This is a genomic window from Rhodocyclus tenuis (genome assembly GCF_014197755.1).
Classification (GTDB): Bacteria; Pseudomonadota; Gammaproteobacteria; order Burkholderiales; family Rhodocyclaceae; genus Rhodocyclus; species Rhodocyclus tenuis.
Window position 1 is genome coordinate 44,901 of sequence record NZ_JACIGE010000006.1, and the last position, 15,747, is coordinate 60,647.

General features: G+C 66.2%; 13 protein-coding genes and 3 tRNA genes. 12 read left to right on the plus strand and 4 right to left on the minus strand.

The window, feature by feature from the left end; all coding sequences use genetic code 11:
• Entirely contained in the window at positions 1 to 222 is a 222-nt protein-coding gene (locus GGD90_RS09385; RefSeq protein WP_153116594.1) for a hypothetical protein, read from the plus strand.
• Here GGD90_RS09385 and GGD90_RS09390 read toward each other — a convergent pair.
• Complete coding sequence (locus tag GGD90_RS09390; protein ID WP_153116593.1) at positions 157 to 936, minus strand: ZIP family metal transporter; 780 nt, start codon at positions 934 to 936, stop codon at positions 157 to 159. The genes GGD90_RS09385 and GGD90_RS09390 overlap by 66 nt on opposite strands.
• A gap of 77 nt (positions 937 to 1,013) precedes the next feature.
• Here GGD90_RS09390 and gltX point away from each other — a divergent pair, with 77 nt between their 5' ends.
• From gltX to GGD90_RS09415, 5 genes are all read left to right on the plus strand, one after another.
• A complete protein-coding gene (gene gltX, locus GGD90_RS09395) occupies positions 1,014 to 2,408 on the plus strand; it encodes a glutamate--tRNA ligase (RefSeq protein ID WP_153116592.1) in 1,395 nt (464 codons plus the stop codon).
• Positions 2,409 to 2,523: 115 nt separating this feature from the next.
• Positions 2,524 to 2,599 (plus strand) — tRNA-Ala (locus GGD90_RS09400).
• A 26-nt stretch (positions 2,600 to 2,625) separates the two neighbouring features.
• Positions 2,626 to 2,701: transfer RNA gene (locus GGD90_RS09405), tRNA-Glu, on the plus strand.
• Positions 2,702 to 2,775: 74 nt separating this feature from the next.
• Positions 2,776 to 2,852: transfer RNA gene (locus tag GGD90_RS09410), tRNA-Asp, on the plus strand.
• A 232-nt stretch (positions 2,853 to 3,084) separates the two neighbouring features.
• Complete coding sequence (locus GGD90_RS09415) at positions 3,085 to 4,875, plus strand: lytic transglycosylase (RefSeq protein WP_153116591.1); 1,791 nt, start codon at positions 3,085 to 3,087, stop codon at positions 4,873 to 4,875.
• Positions 4,876 to 4,933: 58 nt separating this feature from the next.
• On the opposite strand, the gene GGD90_RS09420 is transcribed toward GGD90_RS09415, so the two are convergent.
• From GGD90_RS09420 to GGD90_RS09430, 3 genes are read right to left on the minus strand one after another with little or no spacing between them, the layout of a single operon-like run.
• Positions 4,934 to 7,270 (minus strand): ABC transporter ATP-binding protein, encoded by a 2,337-nt coding sequence (locus GGD90_RS09420; RefSeq protein WP_228273717.1) that lies wholly within the window; start codon positions 7,268 to 7,270, stop codon positions 4,934 to 4,936.
• Positions 7,267 to 8,796: an ABC transporter permease gene (locus GGD90_RS09425; RefSeq protein ID WP_228273716.1), complete on the minus strand. Its 1,530-nt coding sequence runs from the start codon at positions 8,794 to 8,796 to the stop codon at positions 7,267 to 7,269. Before GGD90_RS09425 ends, GGD90_RS09420 begins: the two co-directional genes overlap by 4 nt.
• A complete protein-coding gene (locus GGD90_RS09430; protein WP_153116590.1) occupies positions 8,793 to 9,773 on the minus strand; it encodes an ABC transporter permease in 981 nt (326 codons plus the stop codon). Before GGD90_RS09430 ends, GGD90_RS09425 begins: the two co-directional genes overlap by 4 nt.
• Before the next feature lie 391 nt (positions 9,774 to 10,164).
• Here GGD90_RS09430 and GGD90_RS17825 point away from each other — a divergent pair, with 391 nt between their 5' ends.
• The 6 genes from GGD90_RS17825 (at position 10,165) to metX (ending at position 15,636) form a co-directional block, all read left to right on the plus strand.
• Complete coding sequence (locus GGD90_RS17825) at positions 10,165 to 10,395, plus strand: hypothetical protein (RefSeq protein ID WP_221227720.1); 231 nt, start codon at positions 10,165 to 10,167, stop codon at positions 10,393 to 10,395.
• A gap of 1 nt (position 10,396) precedes the next feature.
• Complete coding sequence (locus tag GGD90_RS09435; protein WP_221227721.1) at positions 10,397 to 11,092, plus strand: helix-turn-helix domain-containing protein; 696 nt, start codon at positions 10,397 to 10,399, stop codon at positions 11,090 to 11,092.
• A gap of 59 nt (positions 11,093 to 11,151) precedes the next feature.
• Positions 11,152 to 11,505 (plus strand): hypothetical protein, encoded by a 354-nt coding sequence (locus GGD90_RS09440; RefSeq protein WP_153116588.1) that lies wholly within the window; start codon positions 11,152 to 11,154, stop codon positions 11,503 to 11,505.
• 343 nt (positions 11,506 to 11,848) lie between these two features.
• Positions 11,849 to 12,973 (plus strand): threonine aldolase family protein, encoded by a 1,125-nt coding sequence (locus tag GGD90_RS09445; protein WP_153116587.1) that lies wholly within the window; start codon positions 11,849 to 11,851, stop codon positions 12,971 to 12,973.
• A 177-nt stretch (positions 12,974 to 13,150) separates the two neighbouring features.
• Positions 13,151 to 14,476 carry an O-acetylhomoserine aminocarboxypropyltransferase/cysteine synthase family protein gene (locus GGD90_RS09450; RefSeq protein WP_228273715.1) on the plus strand — a complete coding sequence of 442 codons (1,326 nt, stop codon included), beginning with the start codon at positions 13,151 to 13,153 and terminating at the stop codon, positions 14,474 to 14,476.
• Positions 14,473 to 15,636, plus strand: coding sequence for a homoserine O-acetyltransferase MetX (metX, locus tag GGD90_RS09455; RefSeq protein WP_153116586.1), 1,164 nt, complete (start codon positions 14,473 to 14,475; stop codon positions 15,634 to 15,636). Before GGD90_RS09450 ends, metX begins: the two co-directional genes overlap by 4 nt.
• The last annotated feature ends 111 nt before the right edge of the window (positions 15,637 to 15,747 follow it).

Here is a 15,747-nt window from a genome sequence, read left to right on the forward strand (position 1 = left end):
ATGTATGTAATCGCGATCGGCTGGCTTTATGTGACGCTGCTGATGGCGCTGTCCGAGCGCAGCGTCATCGCCGGCATCCTGACTTTCGTCTTCTACGGTCTGGCGCCGGTCGCCCTGCTCGTCTTCATCACCGGCGGCCCGACGCGCCGGCGTCGGTTACGCCGCGTCGCCGAGGAGCATGCCCATGAAGAAAATCGAGGCGACGCCGAGCGCGATCAGTGATACCTGCTGCACCGTCGCACGCAGTTCGGCACGCCGGTGCAGGCCGGGAATGAGGTCGGCGACGGCAACGTAGATCATGCTCGCCGCCGCCAGCGCCAGCAGCATCGGCGTCCATTCCTGCAAGCTGCTGAGCATGAAATACGCGAGCAGCGCGCCGACGAAGGTCGCCAGACTCGACAACAGGTTGAAGACGAGCGCGCGCGCGCGGCTGAAGCCGGAATTGATCAGCACGATGAAATCGCCGAGTTCCTGCGGAATCTCATGGGCGATGATCGCCAGCCCGGTGACGATGCCAAGCTCGGTGCTTTCCATGAAAGCCGCGGCGATGAGCACGCCATCGACGAAGTTGTGGAACGAGTCGCCGACCAGGATCATCAGCCCGGAGCGGCCGTGATCGTGGTCGTGCTGCCCGGCCTCCGGCGAGTGCGTCTCGCAGTGCTCATGGTGGCAATGCCGCCACAGCACCAGCTTCTCAAGGACAAAAAACAGCAGGATGCCGACCAGCACGGTTCCCGTCGTTCGCGCCGGGTCGCCGTGCTCGAGCGCATGCGGCAGGAGCTCGAGAAAGGCCGCGCCGAGCAGTGCGCCGATGGCGTAGGAGACGAGCAGCGTAACCGCTGAGGGCGACAGCTGGCGGGCAACGAGCGCGGCACCGAGGACGCTGAGAAGGCCGCCGCCAAAGCTCATCAGCAGGATCCAGGCGAGCGTGGACATGGGCGAGAGCCGGGGAAAACAGCCAATTATACGGGCATCCTTTACAATGCTGCCTTTCCGTTCCCGGCCCCCCTGCCATGATCCGCACCCGTTTTGCCCCCAGTCCCACCGGCTACCTGCACATCGGTGGCGCCCGCACTGCGCTGTTTTCCTGGGCTTATGCCCGCCATCATCACGGCAAGTTCATCCTGCGCGTCGAAGATACCGACGTTGCGCGTTCGACGCCGGAAGCCGTGCAGGCGATTCTCGACGGCATGCGCTGGCTGGGTCTCGACTGGGACGAGGGTCCGTTCTACCAGATGCAGCGGATGGATCGCTACAAGGAAGTCATCCAGCAGATGCTCGACACCGGCAACGCCTACTACTGTTACACGACGCCGGACGAACTCGACAAGATGCGCGAAAAGCAGCGCGCGCTCGGACTGAAACCGCGTTACGACGGCCACTGGCGGCCGGAAGCCGGCAAGACGCTGCCGACGCCGCCGGCCGACGTCAAGCCGGTGGTGCGTTTCCGCAACCCGACCGGCGGCGTCGTCGCCTGGGATGACCAGGTCAAGGGCAGCATCGAGATCGCCAACGCCGAACTCGACGACCTGATCATCGCCCGCGCCGACGGCACGCCGACCTACAACTTCTGTGTCGTCGTCGACGACTGGGACATGGGCATCACGCAGGTGATCCGCGGTGACGACCACGTGAACAACACGCCGCGTCAGATCAATATCCTCAAGGCGCTCGGCGCGACACCGCCGCAATACGCGCATCTGTCGATGATCCTCGGCGACGACGGGCAGAAGCTGTCGAAGCGCCACGGCGCGGTCAGCGTCATGCAGTACGACGAGGATGGCTACCTGCCCGAAGCCGTGCTCAACTACCTCGCCCGCCTCGGCTGGTCGCACGGCGACGAGGAAGTTTTCTCGATGGCGCAGTTCTGCGAGTGGTTCGAGCTCGACCACATCACGCCGTCGGCGGCGCAGTTCAACACCGAAAAGCTCAACTGGCTGAACGCGCACTACCTGCGCCAGACCGACCCCGAGCGCCTCGAAGCGCTGGTCCGGCCGCGCCTCGAAGCGCGCGGCGTGACCATCGGCGCCGAACCGGCGTTTGGCGCGATCATCGCGCTGTACAAGGAACGCGTGGCGACGCTCAACGAGCTGGCCGACGCCGCCGAGGTGTTCTATCTGAAGGAACTGCACCCGGCCGCCGAACTGCTGGCGCAGCATCTCACCGCCGAAACGCTGCCGGTGCTCGCCGACTTTCTCGCCGGCGCACGCGAGGTTGCATGGGAAGCGCCGGCGATCGGTGCGCTGATCAAGGCGACGGTCGCCAAGCACGGGCTGAAGATGCCCAAGCTGGCAATGCCGCTGCGCGTGCTGCTCACCGGGCAGACGCAGACGCCGTCGGTCGACGCGGTCGTCGCGCTGTTCCCGCGCGCGACGGTGATCGCCCGCCTGGAAAAGGCGCTCGCCTGATGCGGCTCGCCCGCCCGACGGGGCGGGCAGCCAGCAGTACGCCAAGGATCAATTTTCAGGGCATTCGCGCTTTACAGCGGCAGACGCCCTCCCTACAATGCGCCCTTCTTCGGACGGGGGTATAGCTCAGCTGGGAGAGCGCTTGCATGGCATGCAAGAGGTCAGCGGTTCGATCCCGCTTACCTCCACCAGCCGGAAGAAGATTCAAAACATCCAGGTCCCCATCGTCTAGAGGCCTAGGACACCGCCCTTTCACGGCGATAACCGGGGTTCGAATCCCCGTGGGGACGCCAGCACTTTCGGCTCATGCCGAGTCTGGCCAGCAGCACGCAGTTCTTGCGATCCGGCCCTCCCGGATCGGCCACGCGGAGTGGTAGTTCAGTTGGTTAGAATACCGGCCTGTCACGCCGGGGGTCGCGGGTTCGAGTCCCGTCCACTCCGCCAATCCATCCAGCAGGCTGATGGCGCAGTCGCTGCCAGCGCCTGCGCGCCGGTCGCCAGCAAATCTTCCCTGCCGGGAACACCCGCACCGCTTGACCGCAGGCAAAACCCCAACGGGATCACGGACTTGGGATATACTCCCAAGATTGTTTCGGCCCTCCGGAAACGCCGCGTCAACGTCTGCCGATACCGGCAGCGTGCAACTCGCGTGCGCACTGGATAGACAGGATTGTTGATGACGTCTCGACTCGTGCTCGCTCTGGCTCTCGCCTGCGTCTTCCTTGACGCCACGGCGCAAGCCCAGACCAACAGCCCGGTCGACGGAGACGCATCTCCCCCCCCCACCAGTTCACTGCCCGGTCTGCGCGCACCCGAAGGGGGGATCAGCGGCGCCCCCGGCCCACGTCTCGATGTCGGCGACGCCCTTCCCGTCTTCGAACTACCGCCCGTTGCGCTCGCAGCCAGTCCGATCGACCTCACCGCCGAACACGAAGACCTTTTCGTCCGCCTGCGCAGCGGTTTCTCGATACCGGACATCAACAACGATCTGGTGCTCTACCACCAGCAGTGGTATCTGAACCGCCCCGACTATCTGCGACGCATGGTCGAACGTAGCCGGCGCTACCTGCATCATGTAGTCGAGGAACTCGAACAGCGCGGCATGCCGACCGAGCTGGCGCTGCTGCCGATGGTCGAAAGCGCCTACAACCCGATGGCCTACTCGCGCGCCAAAGCCGCCGGTCTCTGGCAGTTCATCCCCTCGACCGGCAAGAATTTCAAGCTCAAGCAGGACTGGTGGGTTGATCAGCGGCGCGACGTCATCGCCTCGACCAGCGCCGCACTCGACTACCTGCAGGCGATCTACGAAATGCACGGCGACTGGCAACTGGCGCTGGCCTCGTACAACTGGGGCGAAGGTGCCGTTGGTCGCGCCATCGCCAAGAACCGCGCCAAAGGCCTGCCGACCGACTACCTCAGCCTGACCATGCCGCCGGAAACGCGCCATTACGTGCCCAAGCTGCAGGCATTGAAGAACATTTTCGGCAACCCGGAACTGATCGCGCGGCTGGGCCTGTCGCCCGTACCGAATCAGCCCTACTTCACGACGGTTGCCTGGCCGGCAAACATCGACATCGAAGTCGCCGCCAAACTCGCCGAGATGCCGGTTGATGACTTCGTCGCGCTCAACCCGGCACACAACCGCCCGGTGATCGCCGCCGACACGCCGCTGGTGCTGCCGGCCGAGAAGGTCGCCACCTTCATGCACAATCTCGATCAACGGCAGAACAGCGAAAAGCCGCTCTCCTTCTGGCAGACCTACACGCTGCGTCCCGGCGAAAAGCTGGAAAACCTGGCGCCGCGTTTCGGCATGTCGCTGGCCAACCTGAAAGAGGTCAACGGCATCCGCGGCCGGCTCAAGCTGTCGCCGGGATTCACCGTTCTGGTCGCCGCACCCGACGGTGCCGGCACACTCGAAACCACCGCGCTGGCGGAGCAACCGCGACTGCCCGAAGCCGACCCGACGCCGCCGGCCAAGGCGCGGACCTACGTCGTGCGCAAGGGCGATACGCTGGCCGGCATCGCCCGCCAGAACGGTCTGAGCCTTGCCGCGCTGAAGAAACTCAATCGCAAGCTCGGCGAGCGCCCGGCACCGGGAACAAAACTCGCACTCGGCGCCCCTGAACCCGCTCGACCCGGCGTCGGGAATGCGGCACGCAGGGTCGCCACGGCAAGCGCTGCCAAACCCGGCGTCAGCCGCATCGCCGCCAGCGAACGCTCGCGGACGACGCTGCCCGCGCGCGCCAGCGCGACACCGGCGCGCGCCGACGGCAAAGCGACCAAGCTCGCCGCGCAGAAAAAAGCGCCGAAGCTGACGCGTTACACGATCCAGCGCGGCGACACGCTGGCGTCGATCGCCCGCCGCTTCAAGGTCGACGCCGACGACGTGCTGCGCTGGAACAAGGTTTCGGCGAAGTCCCTGCAGCCCGGCCACACGCTGACCATCGAACTGGCCAGCAGCAACTGAACGGCAAGCCTCGCCGGCACTGGCGGCCACGTGCCGGCCATGCCGCCCCGCAATCGGTCTAGACGTAACGCAGGCAATGCACGACGTGCGTTGCCGACAGCCTGACCGCCGGCGGATAGCCCGCTCGGCAATCCTCACCCGCCAAAGGGCAACGCGGATGGAAGTGGCAACCGGCAGGCGGTTTCGCCGGCGAAGGCATTTCGCCCGCGAGTCGCGGTGCGCCCGCTGCTGCCTGGGCACTGCCCGGCCCAGCGGCCTGAGCGTCGAGGCGCGGATTGGGCACCGCTGCCAGCAGCGCCTGCGTGTAGGGATGACGCGCCGCGCCGAGCACTTCCTCGACCGTGCCGCGCTCGACGATGCGGCCGAGGTACATCACCGCCACCTCGTGCGCCAGATGCTCGACAACAGCGAAGTTGTGCGTGATGAACAGATAGGCGAGGCCCAGTTCGGCCTGCAGGCTGCCGAGCAGGTTGAGTATCTGCGCCTGCACCGAGACGTCGAGCGCCGAGGTCGGTTCGTCGCAGACGATCAGCTCGGGCTGCACGGCGAGCGCTCGCGCGATGGCGATGCGCTGGCGCTGGCCGCCGGAAAACTCGTGCGGATAGCGCGTTGCCGCCGCCGGGTCGAGGCCGACCTGACGCAGCAGCGCGCCGATCGCCGCCGCACGATTATTGCCCACCTCGCCACCCTGCCCGTCCGCTGCAGCGACGCCGAGCGCCTGCATGCCTTCGCCGATGATCTCGCCGACCGACAGGCGCGGATTGAGCGAAGCGAAGGGATCCTGAAAAACCATCTGCATGCGCCGGCGCAAGGGCCGCAACGCATTGCGCGACAGCCCGACGAGTTCCTGTCCGTCGAGACGCACGCTGCCGCCAGTCGGTGCGATCAGCTGCAGGATAGCCTTGCCGACCGTCGTCTTGCCGCACCCGGACTCGCCGACCAGCGCCAGCGTGCGCCCGCGCGTCAGTGTCAGCGACACCCCGTCGACGGCGCGCACGGCACCGACCTGACGGCGCAACAAGCCCTGGCGGATCGGAAAATGCACGGCGAGATCGCTGACCGCGAGCAAGGGCTCGGTAACAGGAGCATCTGGCGCGGAAAGCTCCGTTGCTTGCGGAGCGGCAAGAGCTGCCTGTGGCGTAGCAGCGGCAGCAGCCGCGTCGCCGGCCGCGGCAAGCGCTCCCTGGGCGACGAACTCGCTGACCTCCACCGCCGCCGACGCTGAACTACCGGCCGTCACTTCGAGCAGGTGGCAGCGCACGCGATGCCCCGGCGCGACTTCGCGCCACTGCGGCGAATCGACGCGGCAGCGATCGAAGGCAAAGGCGCAGCGCGGCGCAAAGCGGCAGCCGGCGGGCATCGCCGCCAGCGACGGCACCTGGCCGGGAATCGTCTCCAGCACGCGCCCGCGCCGGGCGCTGTCGGGCAGCGCGGCGAACAGTTTCTGCGTGTAGGGATGGCGCGGCGCGGCGAAGAAGGTCGCGCGCGGCGCCTCCTCGACGATCTCGCCGGCGTACATGACACCGATGCGCTGCGCCATGCGCGCGACGACGCCGAGATCGTGCGTGATCAGCAGGATGCCCATGCCGCGCTCGGCCTGCAGACGCGCCAGCAGATCGAGAATCTGCGCCTGGATGGTGACGTCGAGCGCCGTCGTCGGCTCGTCGGCAATCAGCAGGCGCGGTTCGCCGGCCAGCGCCGCAGCGATCATCACGCGCTGCTTCATGCCGCCCGACATCTGGAACGGATACTCGTCGAGCCGGCGCGCCGGATCGGCGATGCCGGCAGCGGCCAGCAGCGCCGTCGCGCGCTCGCGTGCTTCAGCGCTACCGCCGCGCAGATCGGGCAAGGCTTCGGTGATCTGCCGGCCGACGGTGAGCACCGGATTGAGCGAGGTCGCCGGCTCCTGGAAGATCATCGCCATGCCGCGGCCACGCACGCTGCGCATTTCGGCCTCGGGCAGGCGCAGCAGATCGATGCCGGCAGCGGCGTTACCAGCGGCCGACACCGCCGCCTCCGGCATCCCGCCAAGCGCCGCGCCACTGGTTAGCGCGCCAGTCGCCAGACGCACCTCGCCACCGAGGATGCGCCCGGCCGGCGGCAGCAGGCGCATCAGCGACAGCGCGGCGACCGACTTGCCGCAGCCCGATTCGCCGAGCAGCGCGAAGGTTTCGCCGGCCGCGAGGTCAAGGTCGATGCCGGCGACGGCGGTCAGCGTCGTCCGGCCGGAAACAAAGCCGGTGCGCAGGCCGCGCACGCTGAGCAGCGGCGACCCGGCGACGACGCTGCCGGCTGCCGCCGGAGTGGCAGCGCGGGCAACGCCGTCGGCACCCTCGCCGGCCCGCGCCGCGCCCGGCCTCTGCGGCGCGTGCTGCATGTCTTGTTCCGCGCTCATGAAGACCCCGCCAGTCTGGCGTCGAAGGCATCGCGCACCGCGTCGGCGAGCAGGTTGGCGGCGAGCACCAGCGCGAACATGAAAGTGAAGGCGGCGGCCAGCGACCACCACACCATCGGCTCGCGCGCCAGTTCGAGACGCGCGTTGTTGATCATCGTGCCGAAGCTGATCATCGTCGGATCGACACCGATGCCGACGTAGGACAGCACCGCCTCGGCGAGCACCAGGCTGGAAAAATCCATCACCAGCGCAATGACGACGATGTGCATGACGTTGGGCAGGATGTGGCGGGCGATGATGCGCAGGTCGGCCACGCCGAAGGACTGCGCCGCCTGCACGAACTCGAGCTCGCGCAGTTTCAGCGTCTCACCGCGCAGCACGCGGCACAGGCCGGTCCAGCTGGTCATGCCGAGGATGAAGCACAAGGCCAGCAGCCGCATGTCGGCGCGCTCGGCGGCGGTCGAAAACCACTGCGGGTGGGTGTCGATCAGCACCTGCATCATCAGCACGGCGGCGGCGATCAGCAGCACGCCGGGAATCGAGTTGAGCGTGGTGTACAGGTACTGGATCAGGTCGTCGACCCAGCCTCGGAAATAACCGGCGGCAAGGCCGAAGAAGATCGCCAGCGGCAAGGTGGTGAGCGTCGTCACCAGCCCGATCACCAGCGCCGTGCGCACGCTTTTCAGCACTTGGTAAAAAACGTCCTGGCCGACCTTGTCGGTGCCGAAGACGTGATAGTCGGCGCACAGTGCGAGCAGCGGCGCGGCGACGATGAACACCGCCGCCAGCGTCAGCAGCACCGCTTTCCAGGCAAAGACCGTCTCGCCGCGCCAGAGGCGGCGGCTCGCCTCGGCCAGCGGCACCGCTTCCCTGCGCGCCAGCAACGAGGTCGCGGCGAGCAGCAGCAGCGCCCACAGTGCGAGCGCCGCCGCCAGCGCACTGCCCGCGCGGCGGGTGATGTCGATGTCGCGATCGGCTTCGCTCAGGCGTGGCCGGGCTGTTGCCGTTTGCGTGCCGTCGTCAGCAGCCGGGCCGGCGCTGGCTGACGACGCATCGCTGGTACCGTCCGCGTCGCCGAGATGCGCGCCGCCGTAGCGCAGGCGCGGAAAATCGCGCACCTGGCGGACGCTGCCGTCGGCGGCGCGCTCCTCGCGCGTCTCCTTGGCGAAGGCGCGCGTCGCCAGCGGCGCCGAGTAGGTCTTCTCGTTGCGCGTGCGCAGCGGTTCGGCAATGCTGTCGAGCAAGGACAGCGTTTCCACCGCATAGGCTGCCGGCGCCGCTGGCGCATCCGGCGCGGCGGGCAGCAGCGGCCGGTAGTGCAGCGAATCGAGCAGGCCGACGACGACAAAGACCAGCACCAGCGTCGCCGACGCCATCCCCGGCCGGCTGCGGCCGACGCGCCGCCACGCCGCCGCCAGCTGCGGTTGTCGCGTCGACGCGATGCCGAGCAACAGCGCGGCAATCGCCATCAGCCAGACGAGTACGTCCGACCACAGCAGTACCGGGAGGAAAGGCAGCGCGCTCATCGGTCGAAGCGGATGCGCGGGTCGACCAGCGCGTAGGAAAGGTCGGTGAGCAAGAGGCCGACGATGTACAGCACCGAGCCGATGAACACCATCGCGCGCACGACGGCGAAGTCCTGCGCGTTGATCGCGTCGATGGTGTAGCTGCCGAGTCCGGGAACACCGAAGAACGATTCGGTCAGCAGCGAACCCATGAACAGCAGCGGAATCACCGCGACGACGCCGGTCAGGATCGGGATCAGCGCATTGCGCAGCACGTGGCGGAACAGGATCACCGTTTCCGCCAGCCCCTTGGCGCGCGCCGTGCGCACGTAGTCCTTGCCGATCTCCTCGAGGAAGATCGTGCGGTACCAGCGCGTCGACGAGCCGATGCCGGAAACAACGCCGATGAGCACCGGCAGGATCAGGAACTTCCACGCGTCGAGTCCGCCGGCGTAGCCCGAGATCGGCACCAGCTTCCACAGTTTGCTGATCAGGAACTGGCCGCCGATGATGTAGAACAACCCTGACACCGACATCAACGCCACGCACAGCACGACGCCCCAGAAGTCGAGCGCGGTGGCGCGGAAGAAGGCAAGCAGCAGCGCCAGACTGATCGTCACCAGCAGGCCGAGGACAAAGGTCGGCAAGGCGATCGCCAGCGACGGCCCCATGCGCGAGCTGATTTCACGCGCGATGTCGCGGCCGTCCTCGGCACGGCCGAAATCGCCGACGAACATGCGCGCCGACTGCGCGAAGAAGATCGTGTCGCTGACGACCGCGGCGCCGCTGGCCTCGGCATTGAGAAACAGCGGCTTGTCGTAGCCGCGCTCGGCCTTCCACGCGGCGATCGCCTCGGGCGTCACGCGCTTGACGCCCAACTGCATGCGCGCCATGTCGTCGGGCGTGTTGACGATGAAGAACAGCGCGAAGGTGATCAGGTTCACCCCGATCAGGATCGGGATGGCGTAGAGCAGGCGGCGCAGGATGTAGGCGAGCATCGGCCTCAGCCAGCACTCGCGTGCCGGACTGCGAAAGCCATGCCGGCTGGCGCGTCGCGGTCAGTCATCGTTGTATGCAAATCCTCGCCTGCAGGCGGCCAATGATCCAGGGCTGAACGGTCGCAGGGAGCAATCCTGCGGCGCATCGCGAAAGGCGGGATTCTCCCTGCCCGGCCGCAGCAGCGCAAGGCTGGCGGCAAGCGCGCGCGGCGGCGGTGGTGATTGCGGCGACGCCAGGCCGCCGGTGAACGCCGCCTGCGCATTCGGCGGCAGCGCACATAGCACTCCGCAGCAATATCAATATAAACAATCGGTCGTTTTCCGCCGTGCAGGTGCTGACTAGAGTGTGCATCCAGACAGCACGCCCGGCCATCCCTCGAGGAGCCCGCAGATGAACGAGAACTCAGCCCAGATCATCGATTTTCTCGCCGCGCGCAACGAACGCCGCCGCCAGCAGCGTCGCGCCGAGCTGGCGCGGGCACGCGATGCCGGCAGCTTCCTGTTGCCGTATTTCCCCGTTTTCGGCCTGTTCCGCCCGCTCGTGCTCGGCGCCGGCGTCTATCGCCCCGCCGCGCAATACGCCTGCAACCCCGCATTCCAGCCGTACCGGAGGCTGGGTTAGCGTGCTCGACGAAGGCTCTTTCCGGCAGGATGCGCTCGACTCGGAGCGTGACTCTTCTGCCCGAGTGACCGGCCGCGCCACGAAAAAAGTCCGCGAATCGCACACCGCGCTGCCGGCAGAAGAAGGCGACGAACTGCCGCAACTCGTTGGCCGCAATCTGAAGAAGCTGCGCAAGCACCGCCGTTTCTCGCTCGACCGGCTGGCACAGCGCTCGGGTGTCTCACGCGCCATGCTCGGGCAGATCGAACTCGGACGCAGCGTGCCGACGATCCGTCTGCTCTGGCGCATCGCCCAGGCTTTCGAGGTACCGGTATCGGCTTTCCTCGACGACGGCGAGAACGAGTCGGCGGTCGTGCTGACCCGGCAGGAAGCGCGCATCCTCGCCTCGCACGATGGCAAGGTCACCTCGCGCGCGTTGTTTCCCTTCCACGGTAGCCGGCAGGTCGAGTTCTACGAAATGCGTTTTGCGCCGGGAATTCTCGAAAGCTCCGATCCGCACCCACCGGCAACGACGGAAAACCTGGTCGTTGCCAGTGGCGTTCTGGAACTGCAGGTGGCCGGCACCGACTACCGGCTAGCGACCGGCGATGCCATCCACTTCGAAGCAGACGTCGCCCATTCCTACCGGAATACGGGCGACGTCGAAACGCTGGCCTACGTGGTGATCAGCTACCCGGACGAGGCCGAATACCGCTGACCGGCAGGGGAAGGAAGCGCCAGACAAGTGTCCTTCCCGCCCGGATGCCTGCTCAGTGCATGCACATCATCATCGGCATGCCGCCGGCCGTCATCATCATCGGCGTGCCGCACATCATCATCCGCTTCATCATGTCGCAGCACATGGACATCATCGCCATCGGCATTGCGGCAGTCGGCATCATCATGAGCATCATGCCCTTCGGCGTCATTTCCATGGTCATCGCCGGCATCATCGGCATGCCACACATCATCATCATCGGCATGCCATTGCAGGTCATCATCATCGGCATACCGTTGTCCATCATGGCCTGCATCATCATGCAGCAGTCCTTCATCATGTCCATGGTCATGCCTTCGGCCGGCATCATCATGCACATCATTCCCTTTTCGTTCATTTCGCAAGTCATGTGACACATCATGGCTGGCGTCATCCCCATCATCGGCATGGGCATCGACATCGGCATTTGCGGCATGGGCATCGGCATTTGCATCGCGGTCGGCATTCGCATCGTGGCTTTCATGATTTTCTCCTGAGTCGTCGTGGAAGAGGTGCTGCTTTCTTGCTTCTCACTATAGCCCGCCTGCGCCCGAAACAAATACCTAAATACTTGTTTTTATTAATATTTATTCCGCTATAGCGGAAATCGCGTCAGGATATTGGACGAGTGCAGAAATCTTCATAAGCAACAAGCAAATACATCCTTAGCCGGGGACGCCGGCGCCATTAAGCTCGCTGCGAACTTCCAGGGCCGACATGGACGCGCGCATCGATACCCAACAGCTGGCCAGCGACAACTACGCCGGCATCTGCCCGGAGGCTTTCGACAGCCTGCTGCTGGCGAACGAAGGACACGCCGTCGCCTACGGTCAGGACGCGTGGAGCCAGCAGGCAAAACAGGCGCTGCGCGACATCTTCGAGACCGACTGCGAAGTGCATTTCGTCTTCAACGGCACGGCGGCGAATTCGCTGGCGCTGTCGGCGATCTGCCAGTCGTATCACAGCGTGATCTGCCACGAGCTGGCACACATCGAAACCGACGAGTGCGGTGGCCCCGAATTCTTTTCCAACGGCTCCAAGCTGCTACTGGGCGAAGGCGCCGACGGCAAGCTGACGCCGGCCTCGGTCGAAGCCATCTTCGGCCGGCGCAGCGACATCCACTATCCGAAGCCGCAGGCGGTGAGCATCACGCAAGCGACCGAGGTCGGCACCGTCTATACGCCCGACGAACTGGCCGCGCTCGGCGCCTGCGCGCGCCGCCTCGATCTGCACCTGCACATGGACGGCGCCCGCTTTGCCAACGCCGTCGCCGCGCTCGGCGTCCGCCCGCGCGAGATCAGCTGGCAGGCCGGTATCGACGTGCTCTGCTTCGGCGGTACCAAGAACGGACTGGCCATCGGCGAAGCGGTCGTATTCTTCAATCGCGAACTGGCGCGCGACTTTGCCTATCGCTGCAAACAGGCCGGTCAGCTGGCCTCAAAGATGCGCTTTGTCAGCGCGCCCTGGCTGGGTCTGCTCGCCAACGGCACCTGGCTGCGCAACGCCAGGCACGCCAACGCGCTCGCGCGGCAGCTCGTCGAGGGCCTGGAAGACCTGCCCGGCGTGCAGCAGCTCTTTCCGGTCGAAGCCAATTCCGTCTTCATCACCCTGCCGGAAAGCGTGATCGCCGCGCTACGCCAGCAGGGCTGGCGCTTCTACACCTTCATCGGCGCTGGCGGCGTCCGCCTGATGACTTCCTGGAGCACCAGCGAAAGCGCCGTGCACGCCTTCATCAGCGCCCTGCGCCGGGCCCTTGCCGAAACGGCGCAAGGGCAGCCACCCGGCGAGCGCACGCAGCCGCCCCGCGGACTGCTCGTCCGCCTTGCGCGAAGCGCGCGCTGAGTCGGCAGCGCTTTTGCATATCGAAGTGCATTTTTCGTATTTCGCGCGCGATTTCGCGACTGCTACTTTGTCGCTCATCGACACACCCGCCGTCGCCCCAAGCCGCACCTCCCAACACCCCAACACCCCAACACCCCAACACCCCAACACCCCAACACCCTCGCAAGGAGTCCCGTCGTGAGCAATCTGAAAGCCAACTACCGTTACGAAACGCTGCAGGTCCATGCCGGCCAGACGCCCGCCCCCGGCACCAACTCGCGCGCCGTGCCGATCTACCAGACCACTTCCTACACCTTCAACAACGCCGAACACGGCGCCAACCTGTTCGCGCTGAAGGAATTCGGCAACATCTACACGCGCATCATGAATCCGACCACCGATGTCTTCGAGCAGCGCATTGCCGCGCTCGAAGGTGGTGTCGCCGCGGTCGCCACGGCCTCGGGCCAAGCGGCGCAGTTCCTCGCCATCACGACGATCGCGCAGGCCGGCGACAACATCGTATCGACCAGCTACGTCTATGGCGGTACTTACAACCAGTTCAAGGTGACGCTGCCGCGCCTTGGCATCCACGTGAAGTTCGTCGAGGGCGACAACCCCGAGGACTACAAGGCGGCGATCGACGAGAACACCAAGGCGATCTACGTCGAAACGATCGGCAACCCGCGCTTCAACGTCCCCGATTTCGAAGCACTGGCGAAGATCGCGCACGATGCCGGCATCCCGCTGATCGTCGACAACACCTTCGGCGCCGGTGGCTACATCGCGCGTCCGATCGACTTTGGTGCCGACATCGTCGTCGAATCGGCGACCAAGTGGATCGGTGGTCACGGCACTTCGATCGGCGGCGTCATCGTCGACTCGGGCAAGTTCGATTGGGGCAACGGCAAGTTCCCGCTGTTCACCGAGCCGTCCCCCGCCTACCACGGGCTGAAGTTCTGGGAAGTCTTCGGCTCCGGCGGCCCCTTCGGCAACATCGCTTTCGCCATTCGCGTGCGCGTCGAAGGTCTGCGCGACGTCGGTCCGGCTCTCTCGCCGTTCAATGCTTTCCAGTTGATCCAGGGCGTCGAAACCCTGTCGTTGCGTGCGCAACGCCACGTCGACAACGCGCTCGAACTGGCGCAGTGGCTGAAGGCGCATCCGCAGGTGGCGTGGGTCGAATACAACGGCCTCGAGGACAGCCCCTACCACGAACTGGCGAAGAAGTACCTGCGCAACGGCTTCGGCGGCGTGCTCAACTTCGGCATCAAGGGCGGCGCCGCGGCGGCGCGCAAGTTCATCGACAACGTCGAACTCGCCAGCCATCTGGCCAACGTCGGCGACGCCAAGACGCTGGTCATCAACCCGGCCTCGACCACGCACCAGCAGCTCTCCGATGCCGAGCAGCTCTCCGCCGGCGTTCGTCCCGACCTGATCCGCGTTTCGGTCGGCATCGAGCACATCGAAGACATCAAGGCCGACTTCGACCACGCACTGCGCCGTTCGGCACTTGAGGCCGCTGCGTGACCGCAGTCGCTTCCGAAGGCAGTCTGCGACGGCTGGCGCTGAGCCAGCCGTTCGCGCTCGAGTCCGGCGAGAGCATTCCCGGACTGGAAATCGCCTACCGCAGCTGGGGACGCCTGTCGCCGCAAGGCGACAACGCGATCGTCGTCTGCCATGCGCTGACCGGCAACGCCGACGCCGATTGCTGGTGGTCGCCGCTGTTCGGCGCCGGCCGTGCACTCGATCCGGAAAAGCACTTCATCGTCTGCAGCAACACGCTCGGCGGCTGCTACGGCACCACCGGGCCGACCAGCATCGCGCCCGACGGCCGCCCCTGGGGCAAGCGCTTCCCGCGCATCAGCATCCGCGATCAGGTGCGCGCGCAGATCGCGCTCGCCGACGCGCTCGGCATCGCCCATATCCGCTGCGTCATCGGCGGTTCGATGGGCGGACTGCAGGCGCTCGAATGGGCCCTGCTCGACCCCGAACGCACCGGCGCCGTCGTCAGCATTGCCGCCGCGGCGAAGCATTCGCCCTGGTGCATCGTCTGGAGCGAGGCGCAACGGCTGGCGCTGCGCGCCGATCCGCGCTTTCGCGACGGCGACTATGCACCCGATGAGCCGCCGCGCGACGGCCTCGCCGCCGCACGCGCCATTGCCATGGTCAGCTACCGCAGCGCGCAGTCGCTCGACGAGCGTTTCGGCCGCTGTTCCGGTGGCGAGGTGTTTGGCGATCGCTCGCGCTCGCCCGACGACTTTGCCGCGCAGTGCTGGCTGCGCCACCACGCGCACGGTCTGGTCGAGCGTTTCGACGCCAACACCTATCTGCGACTGATCGACGCCATGGATACGCACGACGTCGCGCTCGGCCGCGGCGACCACGCCAGCGTACTCAGCCAGATCAGACAGCCAGCGCTGATCGGTTCGATCAGCAGCGACGCGCTCTATGTACCGGCGGATCAGCGCTTTTTGGCGGCGCAGCTGCCGCACGCAGAACTGCTCGAAATCGACTCGGCGCACGGTCACGACGGTTTTCTGATCGATGCCGAAAACTTCGAGCCGGCAATCCGCCGCTTCATCGAGCAACTGCCGGCGCGGCAGGCAACGCCGGCCGCTCACGATTGCGCAGCCAACGACGAGCCACAGCTCAGCGGACTCGCTTCCCTGCTGCAGTTCAGCTGCTGAGGCCCGCCACCCGCCTCTTTTCCTGCTCTCTGCCTGCTCTCTGCTGCCTGCCGCTCGCCATCACTGCGGCCACCGCGCCCGGCCCGTCGAAGCGCATTTCGCAAACGCATT